This window comes from Streptomyces sp. NPDC018026 (assembly GCF_044327745.1).
In the GTDB taxonomy this organism is placed as follows: Bacteria; Actinomycetota; Actinomycetes; order Streptomycetales; family Streptomycetaceae; genus Streptomyces; species Streptomyces rubrogriseus.
Map to the genome: position 1 here is coordinate 618,001 of NZ_JBIRFY010000001.1, position 19,795 is coordinate 637,795.

Consider the following 19,795-nt stretch of genomic DNA (forward strand, 5'->3'; position numbering starts at 1 on the left):
ATGGGCGACATGGTCGTGACGGAGGCGGGGCGGGCCGGGGCGACGACGGGGTCCGTTCCCGTCGGGCTCGCGGCCGTCTTCCTGCCCGCATCCCTCCCGAGGGAGGGACGGATCGCCTTCTGGGATCCCGACGGCGGGCCGGTCGACGCAGCCGAGGACGATGGGGGAGCGGCCGCCGGGGACGGGGACAAGGACGGAGTCCGGGACCAGGACGGGGACGGCGAGCGGTCCGGTGGGCCGACGGAGCTGACCGTCGTGCGGCGGCACGGCGCCGGGGTGCGGCGCGGGACCGCGCCCGCGCTGTCGCTGCCGCTCGCCGAGGCGCTGCCCCACCTGGTGCGCGCCCGGCACGACCGGAGCGCCCACCCGGCCACCGCCTGCTGGGGCGCGGCGGCCCTGCACGCCCTGCGGCTCACCGCACGCGGGCGGCTGCTGCCCGGCCTGACCGCGACCGGTCACGACGCCTGGCGGGCCGGGCCACTCGACCCCGACGACATCGCGCACCTGCGGGCCGTGGCCGCCGCCCTGCCGCCGGAGGGCCACGCGGTCCCCCTGGACGGCCCCGGACCGATCCGGCTGCCGGAGCCGGAAGCGCTGGTCCGCGCCTTCCTGGACGCGGTCGCCGACACCCTGCCCCGCACCCCGGCCGCGCCGCACGCCGCAGGACGCCCGTTCGCCGCACGCGAGGCCCGGAGCCTGCCCGACGCCCACGACTGGGCCGCGGAGGTCGCCGCCGGCATGGACGCGGGCGTGCGGATCTCGCTCCGCCTCGACCTGTCGGCGTACGACCTGTTCGACCGGGAGGGGGAAGGAGCCCCGGGGAGCGGTGCGGCCGGCGGCGCGCGCAACGCCGGCGCGGCCGTCGTCCAGGTGCACAGCCTCGCCGACCCCACCCTCGTCGCCGACGCGGCGGACCTGTGGTCGGGGACTGCGGACGCGGCGTTCGGCGCACGCACGCGCGTGGACACCGCCCTGGCGGTGCGCCGCGCGGCGCGGGTCTGGCCGCCGCTGGACCGGCTCACCGAGCACGACGTGCCCGACGTACTCGCCCTGTCCGAGGAGGAGGTCACCGACCTGCTGGGAGTGGCGGCCGGCCGGCTCGCCGCCGCGGGGGTCGCCGTGCACTGGCCCCGTGACCTGGCCCAGGACCTCACCGCGACCGCGGTGATCAGGACCGCGCCCGGTTCGGCGACCGACGGCACGGGCTTCTTCGAGAGCGAGGACCTGCTCCAGTTCCGCTGGCAGCTCGCGATCGGCGGCGACCCGCTCACCGAGGCCGAGATGGACACCCTCGCGGAGGCCCACCGCCCGGTCGTCCGGCTCCGCGACCGCTGGGTGCTGGTCGACCCGGCGCTCGTCCGCCGGGCCCGCAAGCGCGACCTGGGCCTGCTCGACCCGGTCGACGCCCTCTCCGTCGCCCTCACCGGCAGCGCGGAGACCGACGGCGAGACCGTCGAGGTGGTGCCCGTCGGCGCGCTGGCCGCCCTGCGCGACCGGCTCACCGCGGGGGTGCGCCCCGCCGAAGCACCGCCCGGCCTGCACGCCACCCTGCGCGACTACCAGTTGCGCGGCCTGGCCTGGCTCGACCTCATGACCTCGCTCGGGCTCGGCGGCTGCCTCGCCGACGACATGGGCCTCGGCAAGACCGTCACCGTCATCGCCCTGCACCTGAGGCGCGCCCGCACCGAACCGACCCTGGTGGTCTGCCCCGCCTCCCTCCTGGGCAACTGGCAGCGGGAGATCAACCGGTTCGCGCCCGGCGTCCCGGTCCGCCGCTTCCACGGCCCCGACCGCACCCTCGACGACCTGACGGGCGGCTTCGTCCTCACCACCTACGGCACCATGCGGTCCGCCGCCACCACCCTGGCCGAGCAGCCCTGGGGCATGGTCGTCGCGGACGAGGCCCAGCACGTGAAGAACCCGTACTCGGCCACGGCGAAGGCCCTGCGCACGATTCCGTCCCCGGCGCGGGTGGCGCTGACCGGCACCCCGGTGGAGAACAACCTCTCCGAGCTGTGGGCGCTGCTCGACTGGACCACCCCCGGGCTGCTCGGCCCCCTGAAGTCCTTCCGCGCCCGGCACGCGCGCGCGGTGGAGAACGGGGAGGACGACCAGGCGGTGGAGCGCCTCGCCCGGCTGATCCGCCCCTTCCTGCTGCGCCGCAGGAAGTCCGACCCGGGCATCGTCCCCGAGCTGCCGCCGAAGACCGAGACGGACCACCCCGTCCCGCTCACCCGCGAGCAGGCCGCACTGTACGAGGCGGTGGTGCGCGAGTCGATGCTCGCCATCGAGGAGGCCGAGGGCATCGGCCGCCGCGGCCTCGTCCTCAAGCTGCTGACCTCGCTGAAGCAGATCTGCGACCACCCCGCGCTGTTCCTGAAGGAGGAGCACCCGCCGGGCGGCGCCGACCGGATGACCGCCCGCTCGGGCAAACTCGCCCTGCTGGACGAGCTGCTGGACACGGTGCTCGCGGAGGACGGCTCGGTGCTGGTCTTCACGCAGTACGTCGGCATGGCCCGCCTCATCACCTCCCACCTGGCCGCCCGCGCGGTCCCGGTCGACCTCCTGCACGGCGGTACGCCGGTGCCGGAGCGCGAGCGGATGGTGGACCGTTTCCAGAGCGGGGCGACTCCCGTGCTCGTCCTGTCCCTGAAGGCCGCGGGTACCGGCCTGAACCTCACCCGCGCCGGACACGTCGTGCACTTCGACCGCTGGTGGAACCCGGCCGTGGAGGAACAGGCCACCGACCGCGCCTACCGCATCGGCCAGACCCAGCCGGTCCAGGTCCACCGGCTCATCACCGAGGGCACGGTCGAGGACCGCATCGCCGAGATGCTCCAGTCCAAGCGGGCGCTGGCCGACGCGATCCTCGGCTCCGGCGAGTCGGCCCTCACCGAACTGACGGCCCGTGAGCTGACCGACCTGGTGTCCCTGCGGAGGTCGTCATGACCCCCCGGCCCGCGGACGAGGCCCGCCGCGCCCTGCGGGAGGCACGCGAGCGCGGCGAGGGTACGGGCGCGGACGCGGACCGTGGGGCGACGCCGACGCCGACGTCATCGGCTCCGCCACCGCTGTCGCCACCGTCGGATTCGGCGTCGGAGCCGGAGTCGGCATCGGGCCAGGAAGAGGACCAGGACCCGAAGTCGCCGGAGCACACCCGCCCGCGTCCCGGAGACGTCGCCCGTGCCGCGCTGCGCAGCGCACTGACCGCGCGGCGGACGGGGACGCACAGTCCCGCGGACGCCGACATCCCCGACATCCCTGACATCCCCGGCACCCCTGACGCGCCCGACACTCCGGGCGCCGCTGACGCCTTGGAGACCGGTCCGGGAGACTCCCGGAAGCCGGGAGAGGGTGGAGAGGCGGTGGATCAGAGCGAGACGGCGCACCGGCCCGACGCCATGACCGAGTGGACGGGCCCCATCGACCCGACCACTTCCACGGACCCGACCACTTCCACGGACCCGACCACCTCCACGGAGCCGACCACCTCCACCGACCCGATCGTCCCGCTCGTTCCGCCCGTCGCGGCCGTTCCCGACGAGGGGTCCCTCCCCGGCTCCGGTGACGCGGGCGGCAGCCGACCGGCGGATGTGGCGCGTGAGGCGTTGCGGGCGGCTCGTCGGCAGGCGAAGGCGGACGCGGCGGCCGAGGGCGTCTCGGCCAAGGGTGCCGCGCCCGCGCGGCAGTCGTCCCGGCCGGCCGCTCGTCAGCGGCGGGCGGCCGGTCCGGACACCGCCGACGCCCGTGCCCGCGCCGTACGGGACTTCGCCGCGGGCGCGTTCCGGCTGCCCCCGGAGGCGTACCCGGCCGAGGAGGCCCTGCCCGCCGGGGAGCAGCCCGGTGCATCCTCCGCCGGGGGCGGGACGACGGCACACGCGGAACCCGCCCCGTCGCCCGGTGCGGACACGGGGCAGCACGCCTCGGCGGCGCGTGGCCGGGCCGTCTCCTGCGCACCGCCCGCGAAGGCTCGCGCGCCCCGCTCGATGGCCGCCCCGGACCGTGACGGCGATCTCCGGCGCACCTTTCCCGCGCTGCCGCCCCGGGAGGCCGAGGCGGAGGGCTTCGCCGGTACCTGGTGGGGGAACGCGTGGGTGACCGCGCTGGAGGAAGGCGCCCTGGACTCCGCCCGGCTGGAACGCGGGCGCGGATACGCCGAGCGCGGGCACGTCGACGCCATCACCGTGACGCCCGGGCTGGTCCTCGCCTATGTGCAGGGCAGCCGCTCCCGGCCGTACCGGGTGCAGGTGCGGCTACGCACGCTGGACGACTCCGACTGGGACCGGTTCCTGGACGCCGCCGTCGAACGCCCCGGGCACATCGCTGCGCTGCTCGACAGGGAACTTCCCCACTCCCTGGCCGACTTGGCCGACCGCGGCGTCCCGCTGCTCCCCGGACCCGGCGACCTGACCCCGCAGTGCAGCTGCCCCGACTCCGGGCACCCCTGCAAGCACGCCGCCGCCCTCTGCTACCAGACGGCACGTCTGCTCGACGCCGACCCCTTCGTCCTGCTGCTGCTCCGCGGCCGGGGCGAACGCGCGCTGCTCGACGCGCTGTCCCGGCGGAACGCGGCCCGCGAGGCGCGTGCGGCCCAGGACCGCGGCCCGGCTCCGCTGCCCGGCGTCCGGGCCGGCGCGGCGTTGACCCCGCGCGCCCTGCCGCCCCTCCCGGCGCCGTTGCCCGCGCCCCCGCACCCCGAACAGCCGCCGGCCTACCCGGCCGCCCCGGGCGGCCCCGACCCCTTCGCGCTGGACCAGCTGGCCACCGACGCGGCCGCCCGCGCCCACGCCCTGCTCACCACGGGACGCGACCCGGTCGGCGGACTGACGCTGTGGCAGGACGCCGTCCGGCTCGCCGCCGCGCGCCCCGGCTCCGGCCTCACCGCGGGCAGCCGCGCGCTCTACGCGTCGCTCGCCTCGGCCGCCGGACGCGACACGGGGGAGCTGGCGCGGGCCGTTGCCGCCTGGCGGCAGGGCGGGTTGGCGGGCCTCGACGTCCTGGAGGAGCCCTGGGACCCGCCGGCCGGCCGGTTCGACCGTGCCCGCCCGCTGCTGCTCGCCGCCGACCTCCCCGCCTTCCGTCCCTGGCGCAACCGCCTCACCCACCCACGCGGCCACATCCAGCTGAGACTCGGCCGGACCGGGCTCTGGTACGTGTACGAGTCGGAGCCCGGCCGCGAGGACTGGTGGCCGCGCGGGACCCCCGACCTCGACCCGGTCGGCGCCCTGACCGGTCTTGGTGGCCCCGGCGGCCCCGGCGACCCCTGACCCACGGCCGGTGCCATGACAGAACCGGGCAGCCGAGTGGATCTCTGACCTCGCCACCGGCGGCTGTGAAGTGGGCGTTGTCTTCCGCCTGCCGGATGTATAGCCTCAGTCATGGCATGTGACATTGCACAGCGACGTGCGTGCGCGGAGGAGGAGCCGTTGACCCTGAAGGTCGTCGTCGTGGGCGCGGGAGTCGTCGGGGCCGCCTGCGCCTTCCACGCCGTCTCGGCGGGCATGGACGTCACGGTCACCGACCGCGGACCCGTCGGCGCCGGGACGACCAGCCGCGGAGAGGGCAACGTCCTCCTCTCCGACAAGGAACCCGGCCCCGAACTCGCCCTGGCACAGCTGAGCCGCACATTGTGGGACGAGGCCGGCCGGGAGCTGGGACCCGACTCCCTCGAACTGGAGGCCAAGGGCGGCCTGGTGGTAGCGGACGGCGTCGAGAACCTCGCGGCGCTCCAGGAGTTCGCCGCCCGGCAGGAGGCGGCCGGTGTCCGCGTCGAGCAGGTCGACCGGGTGCGGGACCTCGAACCCCACCTCGCGCCCGGGATCCCCGGCGGGGTCCACTACCCGCAGGACGCGCAGGTGCAGCCGGTGCTGGCGGCGGCCGCGCTGCTGCGGGCCGCCGTACGGCGCGGTGCGCGCTTCCACCCGGGCGAGGTGGCCGGGGCGGTGACCGCCCGGGACGGCCGCGTCACCGGTGTCCGGACGGCCGCCGGTGACGTGCTGCCCGCCGACGCCGTCGTCAACGCCGCCGGGACCTGGGGCGGTGAAGTCGGACGGCGGCTCGGCGCCCCCGTCGAGGTGCTGCCGCGCCGCGGCTTCGTCCTGGTGACCGAACCGCTGCCGCCGATGGTCCGGCACAAGGTCTACTCCGCCGACTACGTGGCCAACGTGGCCTCCTCCGACGCCGGGCTGGAGACCTCGTGCGTCGTGGAGGGCACGCGCGGCGGCACGATCCTCATCGGCGCCAGCCGGGAACGCGTCGGTTTCGACACCACGATGAACACCGCCGTTCTCGCCCGGCTCGCGGCCCAGGCGTGCCGGCTCTTCCCCTTCCTGCGCGGAGTCCATCTGATGCGCGCCTACCGCGGGTTCCGGCCGTACTGCCCGGACCACCTGCCGGTGGTGGGCCCCGACCCGCGGGTGCCGGGCGTCGTCCACGCGTGCGGCCACGAGGGGGCCGGGATCGGCCTCGCCCCCGCCACCGGCGCGCTCGTCACGGCCCACCTGCTCGGCCGACCCTGGCGCGGCGCCGATCCGGCCGCCCACACCGCCCTTCTCCCCGACCGCTTCCTCACCCCCGGAGGTGCGCCCCAGTGAGCGAGATCGTCGTCGACGGCGAGCCCCTGCCGTACGCCGAGGGCCAGACCGTCGCCGCGGCCCTCGTCGCGGCGGGCCGCGTCGCCTGGCGCACCACCCGCGTCGGACACCGCCCGCGTGGCGTCTTCTGCGGCATCGGCGTCTGCTTCGACTGCCTCGTCACCGTCGACGGAGCCCGCGGCCAGCGCGCCTGCCTGCTGCCGGCCCGGCCGGGCATGACCGTCACGACCCTGGAGGGTGACGATGACTGAGCCCGCGGACCTCGTCGTCGTCGGCGCGGGCCCGGCCGGCATGGCCGCCGCGGCCACGGCGCTGGCCGGTGGACTGCGCGTCGCCCTGCTGGACTCCGGAACCGCTCTCGGCGGTCAGTACTGGCGCCACCCGCCCGAGCACGCGCGGGCGGCCGTACCGACCGACGACCTGCACCACGGACTGGACCGGTACCGCGCCCTGTGCAAGGCGCTGGCGGCCCACCGGACGGCGGGCCGGCTCGACCTGCGCCTGGGACATCACGCGTGGTCCGCGGTCCGTGAGGGCGACGGATTCGCGGTCCACGCGGTCGACCGCCGCGAGGCGCCGCGGGAGACCGCCGTCGTCCTGCGGGCGCCGAGACTCCTGGTGGCCACCGGCGCCTACGACCGTCAACTGCCCTTCCCGGGCTGGGACCTGCCCGGCGTGCTGACCGCCGGCGGGATGCAGGCCCTGCTCAAGGGAGGCGGAGTGGCCGCCGGCAGCCGGGTCGCGCTGGGCGGCACCGGCCCGTTCCTGCTGCCGGTCGCCGCCGGGCTCGCGGCCCGCGGCGTCGAGGTGGTCGCGGTGTGCGAGGCGGCCCACCCACGGGCCTGGCTGCGCCACCCCGGCCCGCTGCTGCGCAACCCCGACAAGTGGGCCGAGGGCGCCGGGTACGCCGCCACGCTCGTGCGCCACCGAGTCCCGGTCCGCCCGCGCACGGCCATCGTCGCCGCGGACGGCGCCGACCGCGTGACGTCGGTGCGGATCGCCTCGCTGGCCCCGGACGGCAGCCCGCGCCCGGGTACGGAACGACGCATGGAGGTGGACGCCGTCGGCGTCGGCTGGGGCTTCGCACCCCAGCTCGACCTGCTCGTTCCCCTCGGGGCTTCCCTCACGGACTCGGCGGACGGCAACGCGGTGGTCGCGGTCGACCGGGGGCAGCGCACCACCGTCCCCGGCCTCTACGCGGCGGGGGAGACGTGCGGGGTGGGCGGGGCAGCACTCGCCGTGAACGAGGGCCGGCTGGCCGCCGCGTCGGTCCTCGCCGACGCCCGCGCCACCACCGTACCGGCGAACAGGCGGCTGACGGCGCTGCGTTCGGCGGTGGACCGGCAACGCGCCTTCGCCCGGGCGATGGCGCTGGCCCATCCGGTTCCCCGGGCCTGGTCCTCGTGGCTGACCGACGACACCGTCGTGTGCCGCTGCGAGGAGGTGACCGCCGGTGCGATCCGGAGCGCCCGCGCCGACGGCGCACCCGACCACCGGCAGATCAAGCAACTGACCCGGGCCGGCATGGGCTGGTGCCAGGGGCGGATGTGCGGACCCGCCGTGCACTGCCTCACGGCGCGGCGCCGGGCCTACGAGCCCGCGGAACGGCTCGTCGCGACGCCCGTCACCCTCGGGGCCCTCGCCGACCTCGACGAAGACCCGCCGGTATCGGCGACTTCGGCGGTATCGACGGACAGCAGTGAAACCGACAAGGAGTGTCCATGAGCGAGACCCGCAAGCCCTGGCACGGCGTCATCGTCGCCACCAGCCTGCCGTTCGACGACGATCTCTCGGTCGACTTCGACGCGTACGGCGAGAGCGTCGCCCACCTCGCCGCGCAGGGGATGCACGGCGTCGCGCCGAACGGGTCGCTGGGCGAGTACCAGACCCTCACGTACGAGGAGCGCGACCGCGTCGTCGAGACCGCCGTCGCGAACGCCCCCGAGGGCTTCACCGTCATGCCGGGCGTCGGCGCCTACGGCGGTCGCGAGGCCGAGCGGCACGCCCGGTTCGCCAAGGACGCGGGCTGCCAGGCCGTCATGTGCCTGCCGCCCAACGCCTACCGCGCCGACGACCGCGCGGTGCTCCAGCACTTCGAACGGGTCGCCTCGGTGGGCCTGCCCGTCACCGCGTACAACAACCCCATCGACACGAAGGTGGACCTGCGCCCCGACCTGCTGGCCAAACTGCACGCCGAGGGGTACATCGTCGGGGTCAAGGAGTTCTCCGGCGACGTCCGGCGCTGCTACGAGATCTCCGAACTGGCACCCGGCCTCGACCTCATGATCGGCACCGACGACACCGTGCTCGAGGTCGCCCTCGCCGGCGCCAAGGGCTGGGTCGCCGGGTACCCGCAGGTCTTCCCCCGGGCCTGTCTCGCGCTGTACGAGGCGTCCGTGCGGGGCGACCTGGAGACGGCGCTGCCGCTCTACCGCCAACTGCACCCGGTGCTGCGGTGGGACAGCAAGACGGAGTTCGTCCAGGCCATCAAGCTCGGCCAGGAGCTGACCGGCCGCCGTGGCGGTCCCTGCCGTCCGCCGCGACAGCCGCTCGGCCCCGAGACCGAGGCGGTCGTGCGCGCCGCCACCCAGGCACTCGTCGACGCCGGGGTGAACTGACGATGCGTTCGACGGTCTGCTACCACGCCGTCGACTCGCACACCGAGGGGATGCCCACCCGCGTGATCACGGGCGGGGTGGGCGTCCTGCCCGGCGCCACGATGTTCGAGCGGCGGCAGCGCTTCGTCGCGGAACGCGACCACCTGCGCACCCTGCTCATGTGCGAACCGCGCGGACACGCGTCGATGTCCGGGGCCGTCCTGCAACCCCCCACCCGGCCGGACGCCGACTACGGCGTGCTCTTCATCGAGGTCTCCGGCTGCCTGCCGATGTGCGGGCACGGGACCATCGGTGTCGCGACGGTCCTGGTCGAGACCGGCATGGTCGAGGTGACCGAGCCGGAGACCAAGGTCCGGCTCGACACCCCGGCCGGACTGGTCACGGCCCGGGTCAGGGTGCGCGACGGCCACGCCGAGTCGGTGACCCTGGAGAACGTGGCGTCGTACTGCCACGCACTCGACCAGGTCGTCGACGTCCCCGGGCACGGGGAAGTGCGCTACGACATCGCCTACGGCGGCAACTTCTACGCCTTCGTCCGGACCGAGGACCTCGGTATCCCCTTCGAGCGGGCGCACAAGCAGCCGCTGCTGGAGGCCGGACTGGCTGTCATGGACGCGATCAACAAGCAGAACCCGGTGTCCCACCCCGAGAATCCGGACATCGACGTGTGCCACCACGTCTACCTCGAAGCGCCCGGCTCGACCGCGGAGCACTCACGGCACGCCATGGCGATCCATCCGGGATGGTTCGACCGGTCGCCCTGCGGCACGGGCACCAGCGCCCGCATGGCGCAACTGCACGCCCGTGGCCTGCTACCGGTCGGCCGGGACTTCGTCAACGAGTCGTTCATCGGCTCCCGCTTCGTCGGGCGCGTCCTCGGGGAGACGACGGTCGGCGGCCGCCCGGCCGTCCTGCCCTCCGTCACCGGCCGGGCCTGGATCACCGGCACCGCGCAGTACCTGCTCGATCCCTCGGACCCCTACCCGGCGGGTTTCACCCTCTGAGCACGGGAACCACGCCTGCGGCCCGGGGCGGCCTCGCGCCGCCCCGGGCCTCGGTGCGTCGGCCGTTCCCGCGCCGTTCCCGCACCGTGTCCGCGCCGGGTCAGTAACCGGTCGCGACGGTCACCCCGTCGAAGCCGTCCACCGCGTACAGGCTGATGTAGTGGGCACCGGCCGCCGGGTGGTCGACGGTCAGGGTGTGGCTGTTGCCGGCGCCCGTGTCACGCAGCGTGTAGCCGGTGGTGCCCGGCCAGCCGCCGTCGTCGTAGTACAGGTCCGCGTCCCCCGTGCCGCCGGAGGTGGTGATCGTCAACTGCGCGGTGCCGGCCGGGACGTGGAGGTAGAAGTACGCGTAGTTCCCGGTGGTGGCCGACTGGTCGCTCCGCCGGCAGTTCCGACCCAGCTCCCTGGTGTCGGTGCCGGCGCACTCGGTGCCGGTGCCGCCGCCGCAGTCACCGGCGGCGCAGCCCGCCAGCCAGGCGTACCAGTCGTCGTCGTAGCGGGTGCCGATGGTGTCGGTCAGATGGGCGCGGGCGGCGTTCCAGTCGCCGGCGCGGTAGTGGCCGAGCACCGTGTCCAGGTCGGCGCGGTGCTGCTCGAGCATGTACCGCGTGGCGAGGTAGCCCCAGCGGTAGACACGGGTGGTGTCGTGGCTGTACGTGGTGTCGAAGAGGGTGCTCAGGGCGTAGGTGCCGCGGCCGGCCTCGGTCATCGCCTCCGTGTACGGAACGCCGCGGTAGGAGTAGGAGACGTACTCGGCGAATCCTTCGACCCACCAGATGGTCGGAGTGGTGATGTTGGCGTTGAAGTCGCCGTACATGTCGAAGCGGCCGTCGAGGTAGTGGGTGTATTCGTGGTTGAGGTTCCAGATCTGGAAGTCGGGGCGCAGCCATTCGGCCTCGTAGGCGATGAAGCGCGGCTGGTTGCCGGTCGCCGACGGGTCGCCCTCTAGGTACATGCCGCCGTTGTTGGTGTCGATGCCGAACATGGCGCCCGCGTAGGTCTGGTAGTCCGTGCTGGAGTCGAAGACCACGACCTCGATCGTGTCGTTCCGGTCACCCGCGACCGGCCCGCCGTCCCGGGCGACCGAGTGGAAGTAGGCGTCCTGGCCGCGCAGGCTGTCGCAACTGGACGACAGCTCGCCCGAGGACATCCGCTGGGCCCTGATGGTGATGCTGGAACTGCACGTGTACGTCACGGGCAGCACCGCCTTCTCCAGCTGCGCCGGCAGGTCGCAGGTGCCGTAGGAGGAGCAGTTGGCGGGGTCGTAGTAGGCGGTCATCTCGGCCACCCCGACCCAGAGCGGGGCGGTGTCACCGGTGATCGCGCTCGAGTTCAGCAGACCGGTCGCCAGTGGGCGGACCTTGCTCCGCAGAGCGGAGTGCTGCAGGAACCTGCCGAGTTCACGTCCGGCGTTGGACGTGAGGTAGGACTGGTCCGTACCCAGGAGGGCGAGGTGACCGGACGCGAAGCCGTACAGGGCGTCGAGCAGGCCCGGATCCGACTCGACGGCGCTCACGAACGCGGGCACCTGGTGACCGCGGAAGGTCACCGTGTAGACGTTGTTGACCGCGTTGAGCATCCACCAGGAGGAGTTCCAGGAGGAGTCGTAGTCCGCCAGCAGCCGTTTGACGACGTGGATGTAGCGGGCGTTCTCCTCGGCGCTGTCGATCAGGACGACGGCCTCGGAGAGGGTCTCACCATTGGCGTCGCCGACGTCGCGGGAGTGCGGACTGGCGAAGAAGGCGTCGAGGCCCGCGCGTATCGCGCTCTGCAGGCCGCTGCCGTAGCCGCCCACCGTACCGGCGTTGTAGTAGTGGACGTAGTAGCCGGCGCGGAGGTAGAGCACGAGCTGCGGCATGCCGGTACTGCCGTTGCCGGGGTAGGACGCCGAACCGTCGCGCAGGGCGTGGGCGACGGTGGTCATCTGCGCTTCGCGGAAGGCCTGGTAGGCGTCGCTTCCGGTCAGGTTGAACAGGGTGTTGACGCAGTCGGTCGTGGCTGACTCGATCTGCCGCACCAGGGCACTGCCGGTGCGGGTGGTGAAGGCGGAGACGTCGCACGCGGCGGCCGCGGCGGTGGTCTTCTTCCGGTCCGCGGCCTCCGGTTCCGCGTGTTCTTCGTGCTGTCCGTAGGACTGCTTGAGCGCGTCCTTGCTCGCCGCGAGCGGAGGAATCGACGAGGGCGTCAGCCGTCCCTTGCCCACATGCTCGGCCGGGGCGGTGACGGACTGGGCGACGGGCGGGGGACCGGCGTGCTGCTGTCCCGTGTGCGCGGCCCGCGCGGCGGACACGGGGGCCGCGGGCAGGGCACCGGCCGGCTGCGCCGGCAGGCCGACGCCCATGGCGAGGGTCAGGGCAAGCGGCAGGGCCGCCCCCAGACGCCGCCGGACACGTGACGTTCTCACTGTGCCTCCCATGAGGGTGGGGACCACGCGATGCGGGGCCCATGGAGGGTGAAGGAGCCGTGGATCGGGGAGGGCCGCGCCGTCCAACGGACGGGGCACGGCCGATGCCCTGAAGTTGGCATGACCACGACCTGTGCCATGTACCATTGCACAGGTGATATGGCATGGGAAGTGGTCCGACGGAAAGGGGAGTTGGGGAGTTGGGAGCGAAGGTGCTCTTCGGCTCAGTCCTCGGCGTGTGTCCGGCCGTCCGCCCACAGGGTGCGGACGTGCGCGAGATGGCGGCGCATGCACTCCTCGGCCTCGCCGCCGCGGCCGGCCGCCATCAGGTCCAGAAGGTCGACGTGCTCCTGGGCGGAGGCGACCAGCCGCCCCGTCTCGTTCAGGCTGCCCAGCCCGAACAGCCGCGAACGCTTGCGCAGATCGGCCACCACCTCCACGAGATGCTGGTTGCCGGCCAGGGCCAGCAGCTCCAGGTGGAACCGGTGATCGGCTTCGAGGTACTTGAGGACGTCGTGCTTGCGGGCCGCGGTGACGATCTGCTGTGCCAGCGGGCGCAGCGCCTCCAGTTGCTCAGCGGTCGCCGTCGCCGCTACGCGGCCCACGGTGGGAACCTCGATCAGGGTCCGGATCTCGGTGAACTCGTCGAGGTCCCGCTCGGTCATCTCGGTGACCCGGAAGCCCTTGTTGCGCACCGCTTCGACCAGCCCCTCCCTGGCCAGTTCCAGCATGGCCTCGCGCACCGGAGTCGCGGAGACACCCAGCTCCGCGGCGAGGGTGGGGGCGGAGTAGACGACCCCCGGACGCAGGTCACCGGCGATGAGGGCGGCCCGGAGCGCGTCGCCGACCTGGTCACGCAGATGGGTCTGGACGGAGATCGCCTGGGACTTGAGATGCGGCATCCGTGCTCCTGCGTCCGACCAGCCAATGACCTCCCACTATACAATGTCACGTTGTGCCGACGGGTTGAAGCTCGCGCGGTAGGCCGTGGGCGTCAGCCCGATCCGGGCGACCAGGTGCTTGCGGAGGGAGTCCGCACTGCCCAGACCGCTCTTCCGGGCCACCTGGTCCATGGGCAGCCGGGTGGTCTCCAGCAGTTCCCTCGCCCGGTCGACGCGCCGGTGCAACAGCCATTGCAGCGGGCTCAGTCCGGTCTCCGCGTGGAAGCGCCGGGTGAGGGTGCGCACGCTCGTCCCGGCGTGCCGCGCCAGGTCGGTCAGGGTGAGCGGGCGGTCCAGGTGTCCGAGCGCCCAGGCACGGGTGGGGGCGAAGGACGTACCGCGCTCCGGCGGCAGCGGAGTCTCGATGAACTGGGACTGGCCGCCCGGCCGTACGGGAGGAACGACCGCGAGCCGCGCGGCCGCGTTGGCCGCCGAGGCGCCGTGGTCGACCCTGATCAGGTGCAGGCACAGGTCGATGGCGGCCGCGGCACCGGCCGAGGTGAAGACACCGCCGTCCTCGACGAAGAGGAGGTCGGGCTGCACCTCGACGGCCGGGAAACGGGTGCCGAGTTCGGCCGCCAGCCCCCAGTGGGTGGTGGCGCGCAGCCCGTCGAGCAGGCCGGGCTGCGCCAGGACGAACGCGCCCGTGCACAGGGAGGCGATCCGCGCGCCCCCGGCCGCGGCCTTCCGCAGGGCGTCGAGGACCTCCGCGGGAGCCGGCTCACCCCCGCTACCGACGGCGAGCACCGTGTCGGCACGGTCCAACGCGTCCAGGCCGTCCGGCACCACGATGTCCGGGCCGCCCACGGTCGGCGTCGGACCCGGCCGCGCCGCGCAGACCCGCACGTCGTAGTGCTCGACGTTGTGGAACACCATCAGCGGGATCGAGACATCGAAGCTCAGCACGGGCGGCACGACGACCGCGACGACGCGATGCATGGCCAGAACCTCCGGATGGTTGGCATTGTGGCCACTATGGCACGGGGCAGTGGGACGGCACCGTGGTCGGCATGACAACTCATGTGATCGTCGGACGCGGGGCAGCCGCGTCGAGGACCGCGCTTCTGCTCGCCGAGGACGGCGAGCGGGTGCGCATGATCAGCCGGACCGGCCGCGGGCCCGACCACCCCCTGATCGAGAAGGCGATCGCGGACGCGACCGACACCGATCGGCTCACCGAACTGACGGAGGGTGCCGACACGCTGTTCACCACCGCCGCGCCGCCCTACCACCAGTGGCCCGAACAGTTCCCCGTCCTGTCGGCATCGCTCCTGAGCGCGGTGCGGCGCACCGGGGCCGCGTACGTCATGCTCGGCAACCACTACGGCTACGGCCCGGTGAGCGGGCCGATCGGTCCCGGCCTGCCCCTGGCCGCCACCGGTCCCAAGGGGCGGGCCAGAGCGCGGGTGTGGGAGGAGGCCGCCGCCTCGGGGGTGAAGGTCACCGAGGTGCGGGCCGCCCAGTTCTACGGTGCCGGCGCCCTCTCGGTGTTCAGCCTCATGGTGCAGGGGCAGGTCCTGGCCGGCAGGCTGGCCCTGGTGCCGCAGGAACTCGACGTGCCGCACAGCTACTCCGCGATCGGTGACACCGCCCGCACGCTGGTCGCCGCGAGCCGCACCGAGCAGGCGTACGGCCGGGCCTGGCACGTCCCCACCTCGACCCTCTCGGTGCGGGAACTGGCCGGACGGCTCGCCGGACTCGCGGGTGCGCCGACCCCGCGGATGGCGGAGATGACCGAACGCGACCTCACCATGCTGGCGTTCGCCGAACCCTTCTGGGCGGAGATGCACGAGGTGCTCACCGAGCCCGGTCGCCCGTTCGTCGTCGACCACTCGGAGACCGGGAAGATCCTGGGAGTGCACGCCACCCCGGTGGACGACGTCCTCGGAGAGGTCGTCCCGGACCCGGGGGTCTAGACACCCCGACCCGAGCGGGGCCGCAGGGTGTCCGGTTCTCGACGGTCCGCGTTAAATGCCTGGACTGTGGGCCCCGTCCGACGGGAGACTTCCGGCTTCCGAACCCGGGAGTGTGACGGTGACGACAGACACGCGAGGACCGGCGCCGGGCAGGAGCGCGGTCGTCCTGGCGCTGCGCCACTACGGCAGGGAACTGCTGCGCCTGCGCCGGCTGGCCCTGCCCGCGCTGCTGCTGCCGGCCGTCGGCAACATCGGCATCCGCTACGTCGCGCCCCTGCTGATCGCCAAGCTGGCCGGGCAGGCCGCCGACGACGGCGGCCTCACCCTCGGCCGGGCGCTGCCGTACGTGCTGGGCTTCGGCCTGACGCTGCTGCTCGCCGAGGCCGTCTGGCGGGTCGGGCAGCACTGCCTGAACCGCGTGGACGCCCTCGGCATGGAGCACCTCTACGTCGGCGGCATGGACGAACTCCTCGCCAAGGACGCCGCGTTCTTCCACGACAACTTCGCCGGCTCCCTGACCAAACGGGTGCTCAGCTACGGCAAGCGCTTCGAGGACTTCGTCGACACCGTGACGTACCGGATCGTGGGCAGTCTCGTCCCTCTGGTGTTCGGTGCCGTGGTCCTGTGGAGCTACGAACCGATGCTCGTCGTCGGCCTGTTCCTGATGATCGCGCTGACGGTGGTGGCCGCGACCCCGCTGATCCGGCGCAGGCAACGGCTCGTCAACGACCGGGAGGCCGCGGTCGCCCGGGTCTCCGGCCATGTCGCCGACAGCCTCATGAACATGGAGACCGTCCGGGCGTTCGCGGCCGAACGGCGGGAGGCGGCCGAACACCGCGGCAGGGTCGCGGACTCCCGGCGCCTGACGCTGCGATCGTGGGACTACGGCAACCTGCGCGTCGACACCCTGATCGCGCCCATGTCCGTACTGACCAACGTCCTGGGCCTGCTGGTCGCCATCGCCTTCGGCGGGCCGGGGCAGGGGGTGGAGGAGGTCGTCGTCGCCTTCACCTACTACTCCAACGCCACCCAGATCATGTTCGAGTTCAACCAGATCTACCGGCGGCTGGAGAGCTCGATGACCGAGGCCGCCCAGTTCACCGAGCTGCTCCTCGACCCGCCCACCGTGGTCGACGCCGACGCGCCCGCACCCCTCGCGCCGCGGGACTCCGGCATCCGCTTCGAGGCGGTGACCTTCGCGCACGCGGGCGCGAAGCCGATCTTCCGGGGACTGGACCTGGACGTGCCCGCGGGCGCCCGGATCGGCCTGGTCGGCAGGTCCGGCGGCGGCAAGACCACGCTCACCCGGCTGCTGCTGCGGATGTCGGACATCGACCGCGGACGCATCCTGATCGGCGGCCAGGACATCAGCCTGCTGCGCCAGAGCGACCTGCGCTCACTGATCGCCTACGTGCCGCAGGAGCCCGCCATGTTCCACCGCAGCCTGCGGGACAACATCGCCTTCGCCCGGCCCGGCGCCGCCGACGAGGAGATCCACGCGGCCGCCGCGGCCGCGCACGTCACCGAGTTCGCCGACCAGCTCCCGGACGGCTTCGGCACACTGGTGGGGGAGCGCGGGGTGAAGCTGTCCGGCGGCCAGCGCCAGCGCGTCGCCCTCGCCCGCGCCATCCTGCGCGACGCCCCGGTCCTGCTGCTCGACGAGGCGACCAGCGCGCTTGACTCGGAGAGCGAACTCCTCGTCCAGGACGCCCTGTGGCGGCTGATGGACGGACGTACGGCCCTCGTGGTCGCCCACCGCCTGAGCACCGTCGCCGGCATGGATCGCCTCGTCGTCCTGGACCGCGGACGCGTCGTCGAGCAGGGCTCCCACGAGAAGCTGCTCGCGACGGACGGCGCCTACGCCAGGCTGTGGCGGCACCAGTCGGGCGGCTTCCTCGGCGAGAGCACCGGCCCGTCGGGCGACGGGGACCGCCGCGACGACGGTCCCCGGCGCGTCAGGCCACGGTGGGGATCGAGCGGCCCGCCCACTGAGGAGGCGGCTCGGTCAGCTCCGTGAAGCGGCGCCGGACCGACTCCGGGAACTCGGTGGCCCGCCCCGCCCGCCGGTCGACGTGGACCGCGAGCAGCTCGGTCGTCGCGACCGCCGCCGCGTCGGGCGCCGGCTCCGCGTCCGGTCCGGGCACCACGTACATCTCGTGCGTGAAACGCGCCTTGCGGGCCGCCGCGCCCAGCACACGGGTGCGGACGGCCAGTTGCGCCCCCTCGGACACGTCGCGGAGGTAGCGGACGTGGGACTCGACCGTGTACAGGGAACAGTGCGTGGACTCGCGGTAGCCGGAGTCCAGGCCCGTCCCGATCATCAGCGCGTCCGTGGCGTGGCCGAAGACGAGGACGTAGAAGGCCTCGCTCAGGTGGCCGTTGTAGTCGATCCACTCCGGGCGGACCGCGCTGCGGAGCAGCGGGAGCCCGGTCATCGGGAGTCCTCCTCGGGGCCCAGGCGGCCGGTGGCGCGCAGTACCTCGACGACGCCCCGGTCGCGTTCGGCCACCAGGTCGGCGATGGAACGGCCGTCCGCCGCCTCGTCGCAGCCGGCCACCACCGCGTCGTACAGCTCCTTGTCCAGCTCCGGCGCCTCCAGGCGCGTCCACGGCGACTTCAGGGACGGGCCGAAGTGGTCCAGCATGTGCGCCATGCCGCCCTCGCCGCCCGCGAGCGCGAACGTCAGCATCGGTCCCATCACCGCCCAGCGCAGCCCGGGGCCCTCGGTGATCGACAGGTCGATGTCCCGGACCGTCGCCTCGCCGCTCGCGACCATGTGCAGCGCCTCGCGCCACAGCGCCTCCTGGAGGCGGTTCGCGATGAAGCCCGGGACCTCGTTGTCCATCGTGATGACGGACTTGCCCGCGACCTCGTAGAAGCGCGAGGCCCAGGCCACCGCCGCCGCGTCGGTGCGCTCGCCGCCGACGACCTCGACGAGCGGGATGAGGTAGGGCGGGTTGAACGGGTGGCCGACGACCAGGCGCGAGGGGTCCGCGGCCGTCGTCTGCATGTCGGTCATCGGATAGCCGGAGGTGGACGAGGCGATGACGACGCCGGATGGTGTCGCCGCGTCCAGGCGGGCCAGCAGATCGCGCTTGAGGCCGAGCTTCTCGGGCGCGCTCTCCTGGACGAACTCGGCTTCGGCGACGGCTTGTTCCAGGGAGCCGGTGACGGTGAGCCGGTCGGTCGACGCGCCCTCGGCGAGGCCGAGCCGGGTGAGCGTCGGCCACGCCGCCTCGACCAGGCGGCGCAGCCTCGGTTCGGCGTCGGGCGCCGGGTCCCAGGCGGTCACGTCGTAGCCGCGGGCCAGGAAGTGGGCGACCCAGCCGCCGCCGATGACTCCGGCGCCGACACAGGCGACGCGGCGGACGTTCTCGGGCGAGGTCATCAGATGTGCTCCTTCGTCGTCGCGGCGGACCGGTCGCGGGGCCGGAGGCCGAGAGTGGCGCGGGCCTCGTCCGGCGTCGCCACGCGGGCGCCCATCGACTCGGTGAGGGTCACGGCCCGTTCGACGAGCTGGGCGTTGGTCGCCTTGTTGCCCCGGCCGAGGTACAGGTTGTCCTCCAGGCCCACGCGGACGTGGCCGCCGAGCAGGATCGACTGTGCGGCCCACGGCATCTGCATCCGGCCGAGCGCGAAACTCGCCCAACGCGCCCCGTCCGGCAGCATGTTGACCATCGACTGGAGCACCCCGGGGTCCGCGGGCGCGCCCCACGGGATGCCCATGCACAGCTGGAAGACGGTCGGGTCGTCGAGCAGGCCCTCGGCGAGCAACTGCTTGGCGAACCAGAGCTGACCCGTGTCGAAGATCTCCAACTCGGGCCGCACACCCAGCTCCTGGATGCGCCGCGCGCCCGCGCGCAGCATGTCGGGAGTGGAGACGTAGAGGTTCGAGCCGTCGCCGAAGTTGAGCGAGCCGCAGTCCAGCGTGCAGATGTCCGGAAGCAGGTCCTCGACGTGCGGAAGGCGCTCCAGACCGCCGACGAGGTCGGTGCCGGGCAGGTGGGTGAGCGGGTCGTCCGGGTCGATCACGAGATCGCCGCCCATGCCGGCGGTGAGGTTGATGACGACGTCGGTGCCGGTCTCCTTGACGCGCTCGACGACCTCCCGGTACAGCTTCGGGTCGCGGGACGGGTCGCCGGTCTCCGGGTCGCGTACATGGATGTGCACGACGGCCGCTCCGGCGGCGGCCGCCTCCACGGCGTTCCTGGCTATCTGTTCCGGGGTGACGGGGACGTGGGGGCTCTTGCGGACGGTGTCACCGGCGCCCGTGAGCGCGCAGGTGATGATGACGTTCTCGGTCATGGGCATGCGGGGGC

The 19,795-nt window shown here is 73.6% G+C and carries 15 protein-coding genes; 9 read left to right on the top strand and 6 right to left on the bottom strand.

Features of this window, described 5'->3' with window-relative positions:
• The 7 genes from ACH4D3_RS02535 (at nucleotide 1) to ACH4D3_RS02565 (ending at nucleotide 10,215) form a co-directional block, all read left to right on the top strand.
• Nucleotides 1–2,949: a DEAD/DEAH box helicase gene (locus tag ACH4D3_RS02535; RefSeq protein ID WP_398315532.1), complete on the top strand. Its 2,949-nt coding sequence runs from the start codon at nucleotides 1–3 to the stop codon at nucleotides 2,947–2,949.
• The gene (locus ACH4D3_RS02540) at nucleotides 2,946–5,267 is read left to right on the top strand and encodes an SWIM zinc finger family protein (protein ID WP_398315534.1); all 2,322 of its coding nucleotides are present in this window, start codon (nucleotides 2,946–2,948) and stop codon (nucleotides 5,265–5,267) included. The genes ACH4D3_RS02535 and ACH4D3_RS02540 overlap by 4 nt, the downstream gene beginning before the upstream one ends.
• Before the next feature lie 165 nt (nucleotides 5,268–5,432).
• Nucleotides 5,433–6,593 (top strand): NAD(P)/FAD-dependent oxidoreductase, encoded by a 1,161-nt coding sequence (locus ACH4D3_RS02545; RefSeq protein WP_398316614.1) that lies wholly within the window; start codon nucleotides 5,433–5,435, stop codon nucleotides 6,591–6,593.
• On the top strand, nucleotides 6,590–6,844 hold the full coding sequence (locus ACH4D3_RS02550; protein ID WP_398315536.1) for a (2Fe-2S)-binding protein: 255 nt from the start codon (nucleotides 6,590–6,592) through the stop codon (nucleotides 6,842–6,844). The genes ACH4D3_RS02545 and ACH4D3_RS02550 overlap by 4 nt, the downstream gene beginning before the upstream one ends.
• Nucleotides 6,837–8,318, top strand: coding sequence for an FAD-dependent oxidoreductase (locus tag ACH4D3_RS02555; RefSeq protein ID WP_398315538.1), 1,482 nt, complete (start codon nucleotides 6,837–6,839; stop codon nucleotides 8,316–8,318). Before ACH4D3_RS02550 ends, ACH4D3_RS02555 begins: the two co-directional genes overlap by 8 nt.
• Nucleotides 8,315–9,211: a dihydrodipicolinate synthase family protein gene (locus ACH4D3_RS02560; protein WP_398315540.1), complete on the top strand. Its 897-nt coding sequence runs from the start codon at nucleotides 8,315–8,317 to the stop codon at nucleotides 9,209–9,211. The genes ACH4D3_RS02555 and ACH4D3_RS02560 overlap by 4 nt, the downstream gene beginning before the upstream one ends.
• 2 nt (nucleotides 9,212–9,213) lie before the next feature.
• Nucleotides 9,214–10,215, top strand: coding sequence for a proline racemase family protein (locus ACH4D3_RS02565; RefSeq protein ID WP_398315542.1), 1,002 nt, complete (start codon nucleotides 9,214–9,216; stop codon nucleotides 10,213–10,215).
• 100 nt (nucleotides 10,216–10,315) lie between these two features.
• On the opposite strand, the gene ACH4D3_RS02570 is transcribed toward ACH4D3_RS02565, so the two are convergent.
• The 3 genes from ACH4D3_RS02570 to ACH4D3_RS02580 form a co-directional block, all read right to left on the bottom strand.
• Nucleotides 10,316–12,619 carry a M9 family metallopeptidase gene (locus ACH4D3_RS02570; RefSeq protein WP_398315544.1) on the bottom strand — a complete coding sequence of 768 codons (2,304 nt, stop codon included), beginning with the start codon at nucleotides 12,617–12,619 and terminating at the stop codon, nucleotides 10,316–10,318.
• 224 nt (nucleotides 12,620–12,843) lie between these two features.
• Entirely contained in the window at nucleotides 12,844–13,521 is a 678-nt protein-coding gene (locus ACH4D3_RS02575) for a GntR family transcriptional regulator (RefSeq protein WP_398315546.1), read from the bottom strand.
• A 36-nt stretch (nucleotides 13,522–13,557) separates the two neighbouring features.
• Entirely contained in the window at nucleotides 13,558–14,499 is a 942-nt protein-coding gene (locus ACH4D3_RS02580; protein ID WP_398315548.1) for a GlxA family transcriptional regulator, read from the bottom strand.
• 71 nt (nucleotides 14,500–14,570) lie between these two features.
• Between ACH4D3_RS02580 and ACH4D3_RS02585 the strand changes: the two genes are divergently transcribed.
• Together ACH4D3_RS02585 and ACH4D3_RS02590 are read left to right on the top strand one after the other, a co-directional pair.
• On the top strand, nucleotides 14,571–15,476 hold the full coding sequence (locus tag ACH4D3_RS02585) for an NAD-dependent epimerase (RefSeq protein WP_398315550.1): 906 nt from the start codon (nucleotides 14,571–14,573) through the stop codon (nucleotides 15,474–15,476).
• A 118-nt stretch (nucleotides 15,477–15,594) separates the two neighbouring features.
• The gene (locus ACH4D3_RS02590; protein ID WP_398315552.1) at nucleotides 15,595–17,493 is read left to right on the top strand and encodes an ABC transporter ATP-binding protein; all 1,899 of its coding nucleotides are present in this window, start codon (nucleotides 15,595–15,597) and stop codon (nucleotides 17,491–17,493) included.
• Here the strand turns inward: ACH4D3_RS02590 and ACH4D3_RS02595 are convergent.
• Genes ACH4D3_RS02595 through ACH4D3_RS02605 form a run of 3 tightly spaced genes read right to left on the bottom strand, consistent with a single transcriptional unit; the run spans nucleotide 17,432 to nucleotide 19,787 of the window.
• Nucleotides 17,432–17,911: a thioesterase family protein gene (locus tag ACH4D3_RS02595; RefSeq protein ID WP_398315554.1), complete on the bottom strand. Its 480-nt coding sequence runs from the start codon at nucleotides 17,909–17,911 to the stop codon at nucleotides 17,432–17,434. The genes ACH4D3_RS02590 and ACH4D3_RS02595 overlap by 62 nt on opposite strands.
• A complete protein-coding gene (locus ACH4D3_RS02600; RefSeq protein WP_398315556.1) occupies nucleotides 17,908–18,864 on the bottom strand; it encodes a 3-hydroxyacyl-CoA dehydrogenase NAD-binding domain-containing protein in 957 nt (318 codons plus the stop codon). Before ACH4D3_RS02600 ends, ACH4D3_RS02595 begins: the two co-directional genes overlap by 4 nt.
• Nucleotides 18,864–19,787 carry a 3-keto-5-aminohexanoate cleavage protein gene (locus tag ACH4D3_RS02605; RefSeq protein ID WP_398315558.1) on the bottom strand — a complete coding sequence of 308 codons (924 nt, stop codon included), beginning with the start codon at nucleotides 19,785–19,787 and terminating at the stop codon, nucleotides 18,864–18,866. The genes ACH4D3_RS02600 and ACH4D3_RS02605 overlap by 1 nt, the downstream gene beginning before the upstream one ends.
• Nucleotides 19,788–19,795 lie beyond the last annotated feature (8 nt).

Bases quoted from the DNA above. Each gene is read 5' to 3' on its own strand.
- ACH4D3_RS02595 (WP_398315554.1), bottom strand. From the start codon at position 17,911: ATGACCGGGCTCCCGCTGCTCCGCAGCGCGGTCCGCCCGGAGTGGATC.
- ACH4D3_RS02560 (WP_398315540.1), top strand. From the start codon at position 8,315: ATGAGCGAGACCCGCAAGCCCTGGCACGGCGTCATCGTCGCCACCAGC.
- ACH4D3_RS02535 (WP_398315532.1), top strand. From the start codon at position 1: ATGGGCGACATGGTCGTGACGGAGGCGGGGCGGGCCGGGGCGACGACG.
- ACH4D3_RS02540 (WP_398315534.1), top strand. From the start codon at position 2,946: ATGACCCCCCGGCCCGCGGACGAGGCCCGCCGCGCCCTGCGGGAGGCA.
- ACH4D3_RS02575 (WP_398315546.1), bottom strand. From the start codon at position 13,521: ATGCCGCATCTCAAGTCCCAGGCGATCTCCGTCCAGACCCATCTGCGT.
- ACH4D3_RS02580 (WP_398315548.1), bottom strand. From the start codon at position 14,499: ATGCATCGCGTCGTCGCGGTCGTCGTGCCGCCCGTGCTGAGCTTCGAT.
- ACH4D3_RS02585 (WP_398315550.1), top strand. From the start codon at position 14,571: ATGACAACTCATGTGATCGTCGGACGCGGGGCAGCCGCGTCGAGGACC.
- ACH4D3_RS02605 (WP_398315558.1), bottom strand. From the start codon at position 19,787: ATGCCCATGACCGAGAACGTCATCATCACCTGCGCGCTCACGGGCGCC.
- ACH4D3_RS02565 (WP_398315542.1), top strand. From the start codon at position 9,214: ATGCGTTCGACGGTCTGCTACCACGCCGTCGACTCGCACACCGAGGGG.
- ACH4D3_RS02555 (WP_398315538.1), top strand. From the start codon at position 6,837: ATGACTGAGCCCGCGGACCTCGTCGTCGTCGGCGCGGGCCCGGCCGGC.
- ACH4D3_RS02600 (WP_398315556.1), bottom strand. From the start codon at position 18,864: ATGACCTCGCCCGAGAACGTCCGCCGCGTCGCCTGTGTCGGCGCCGGA.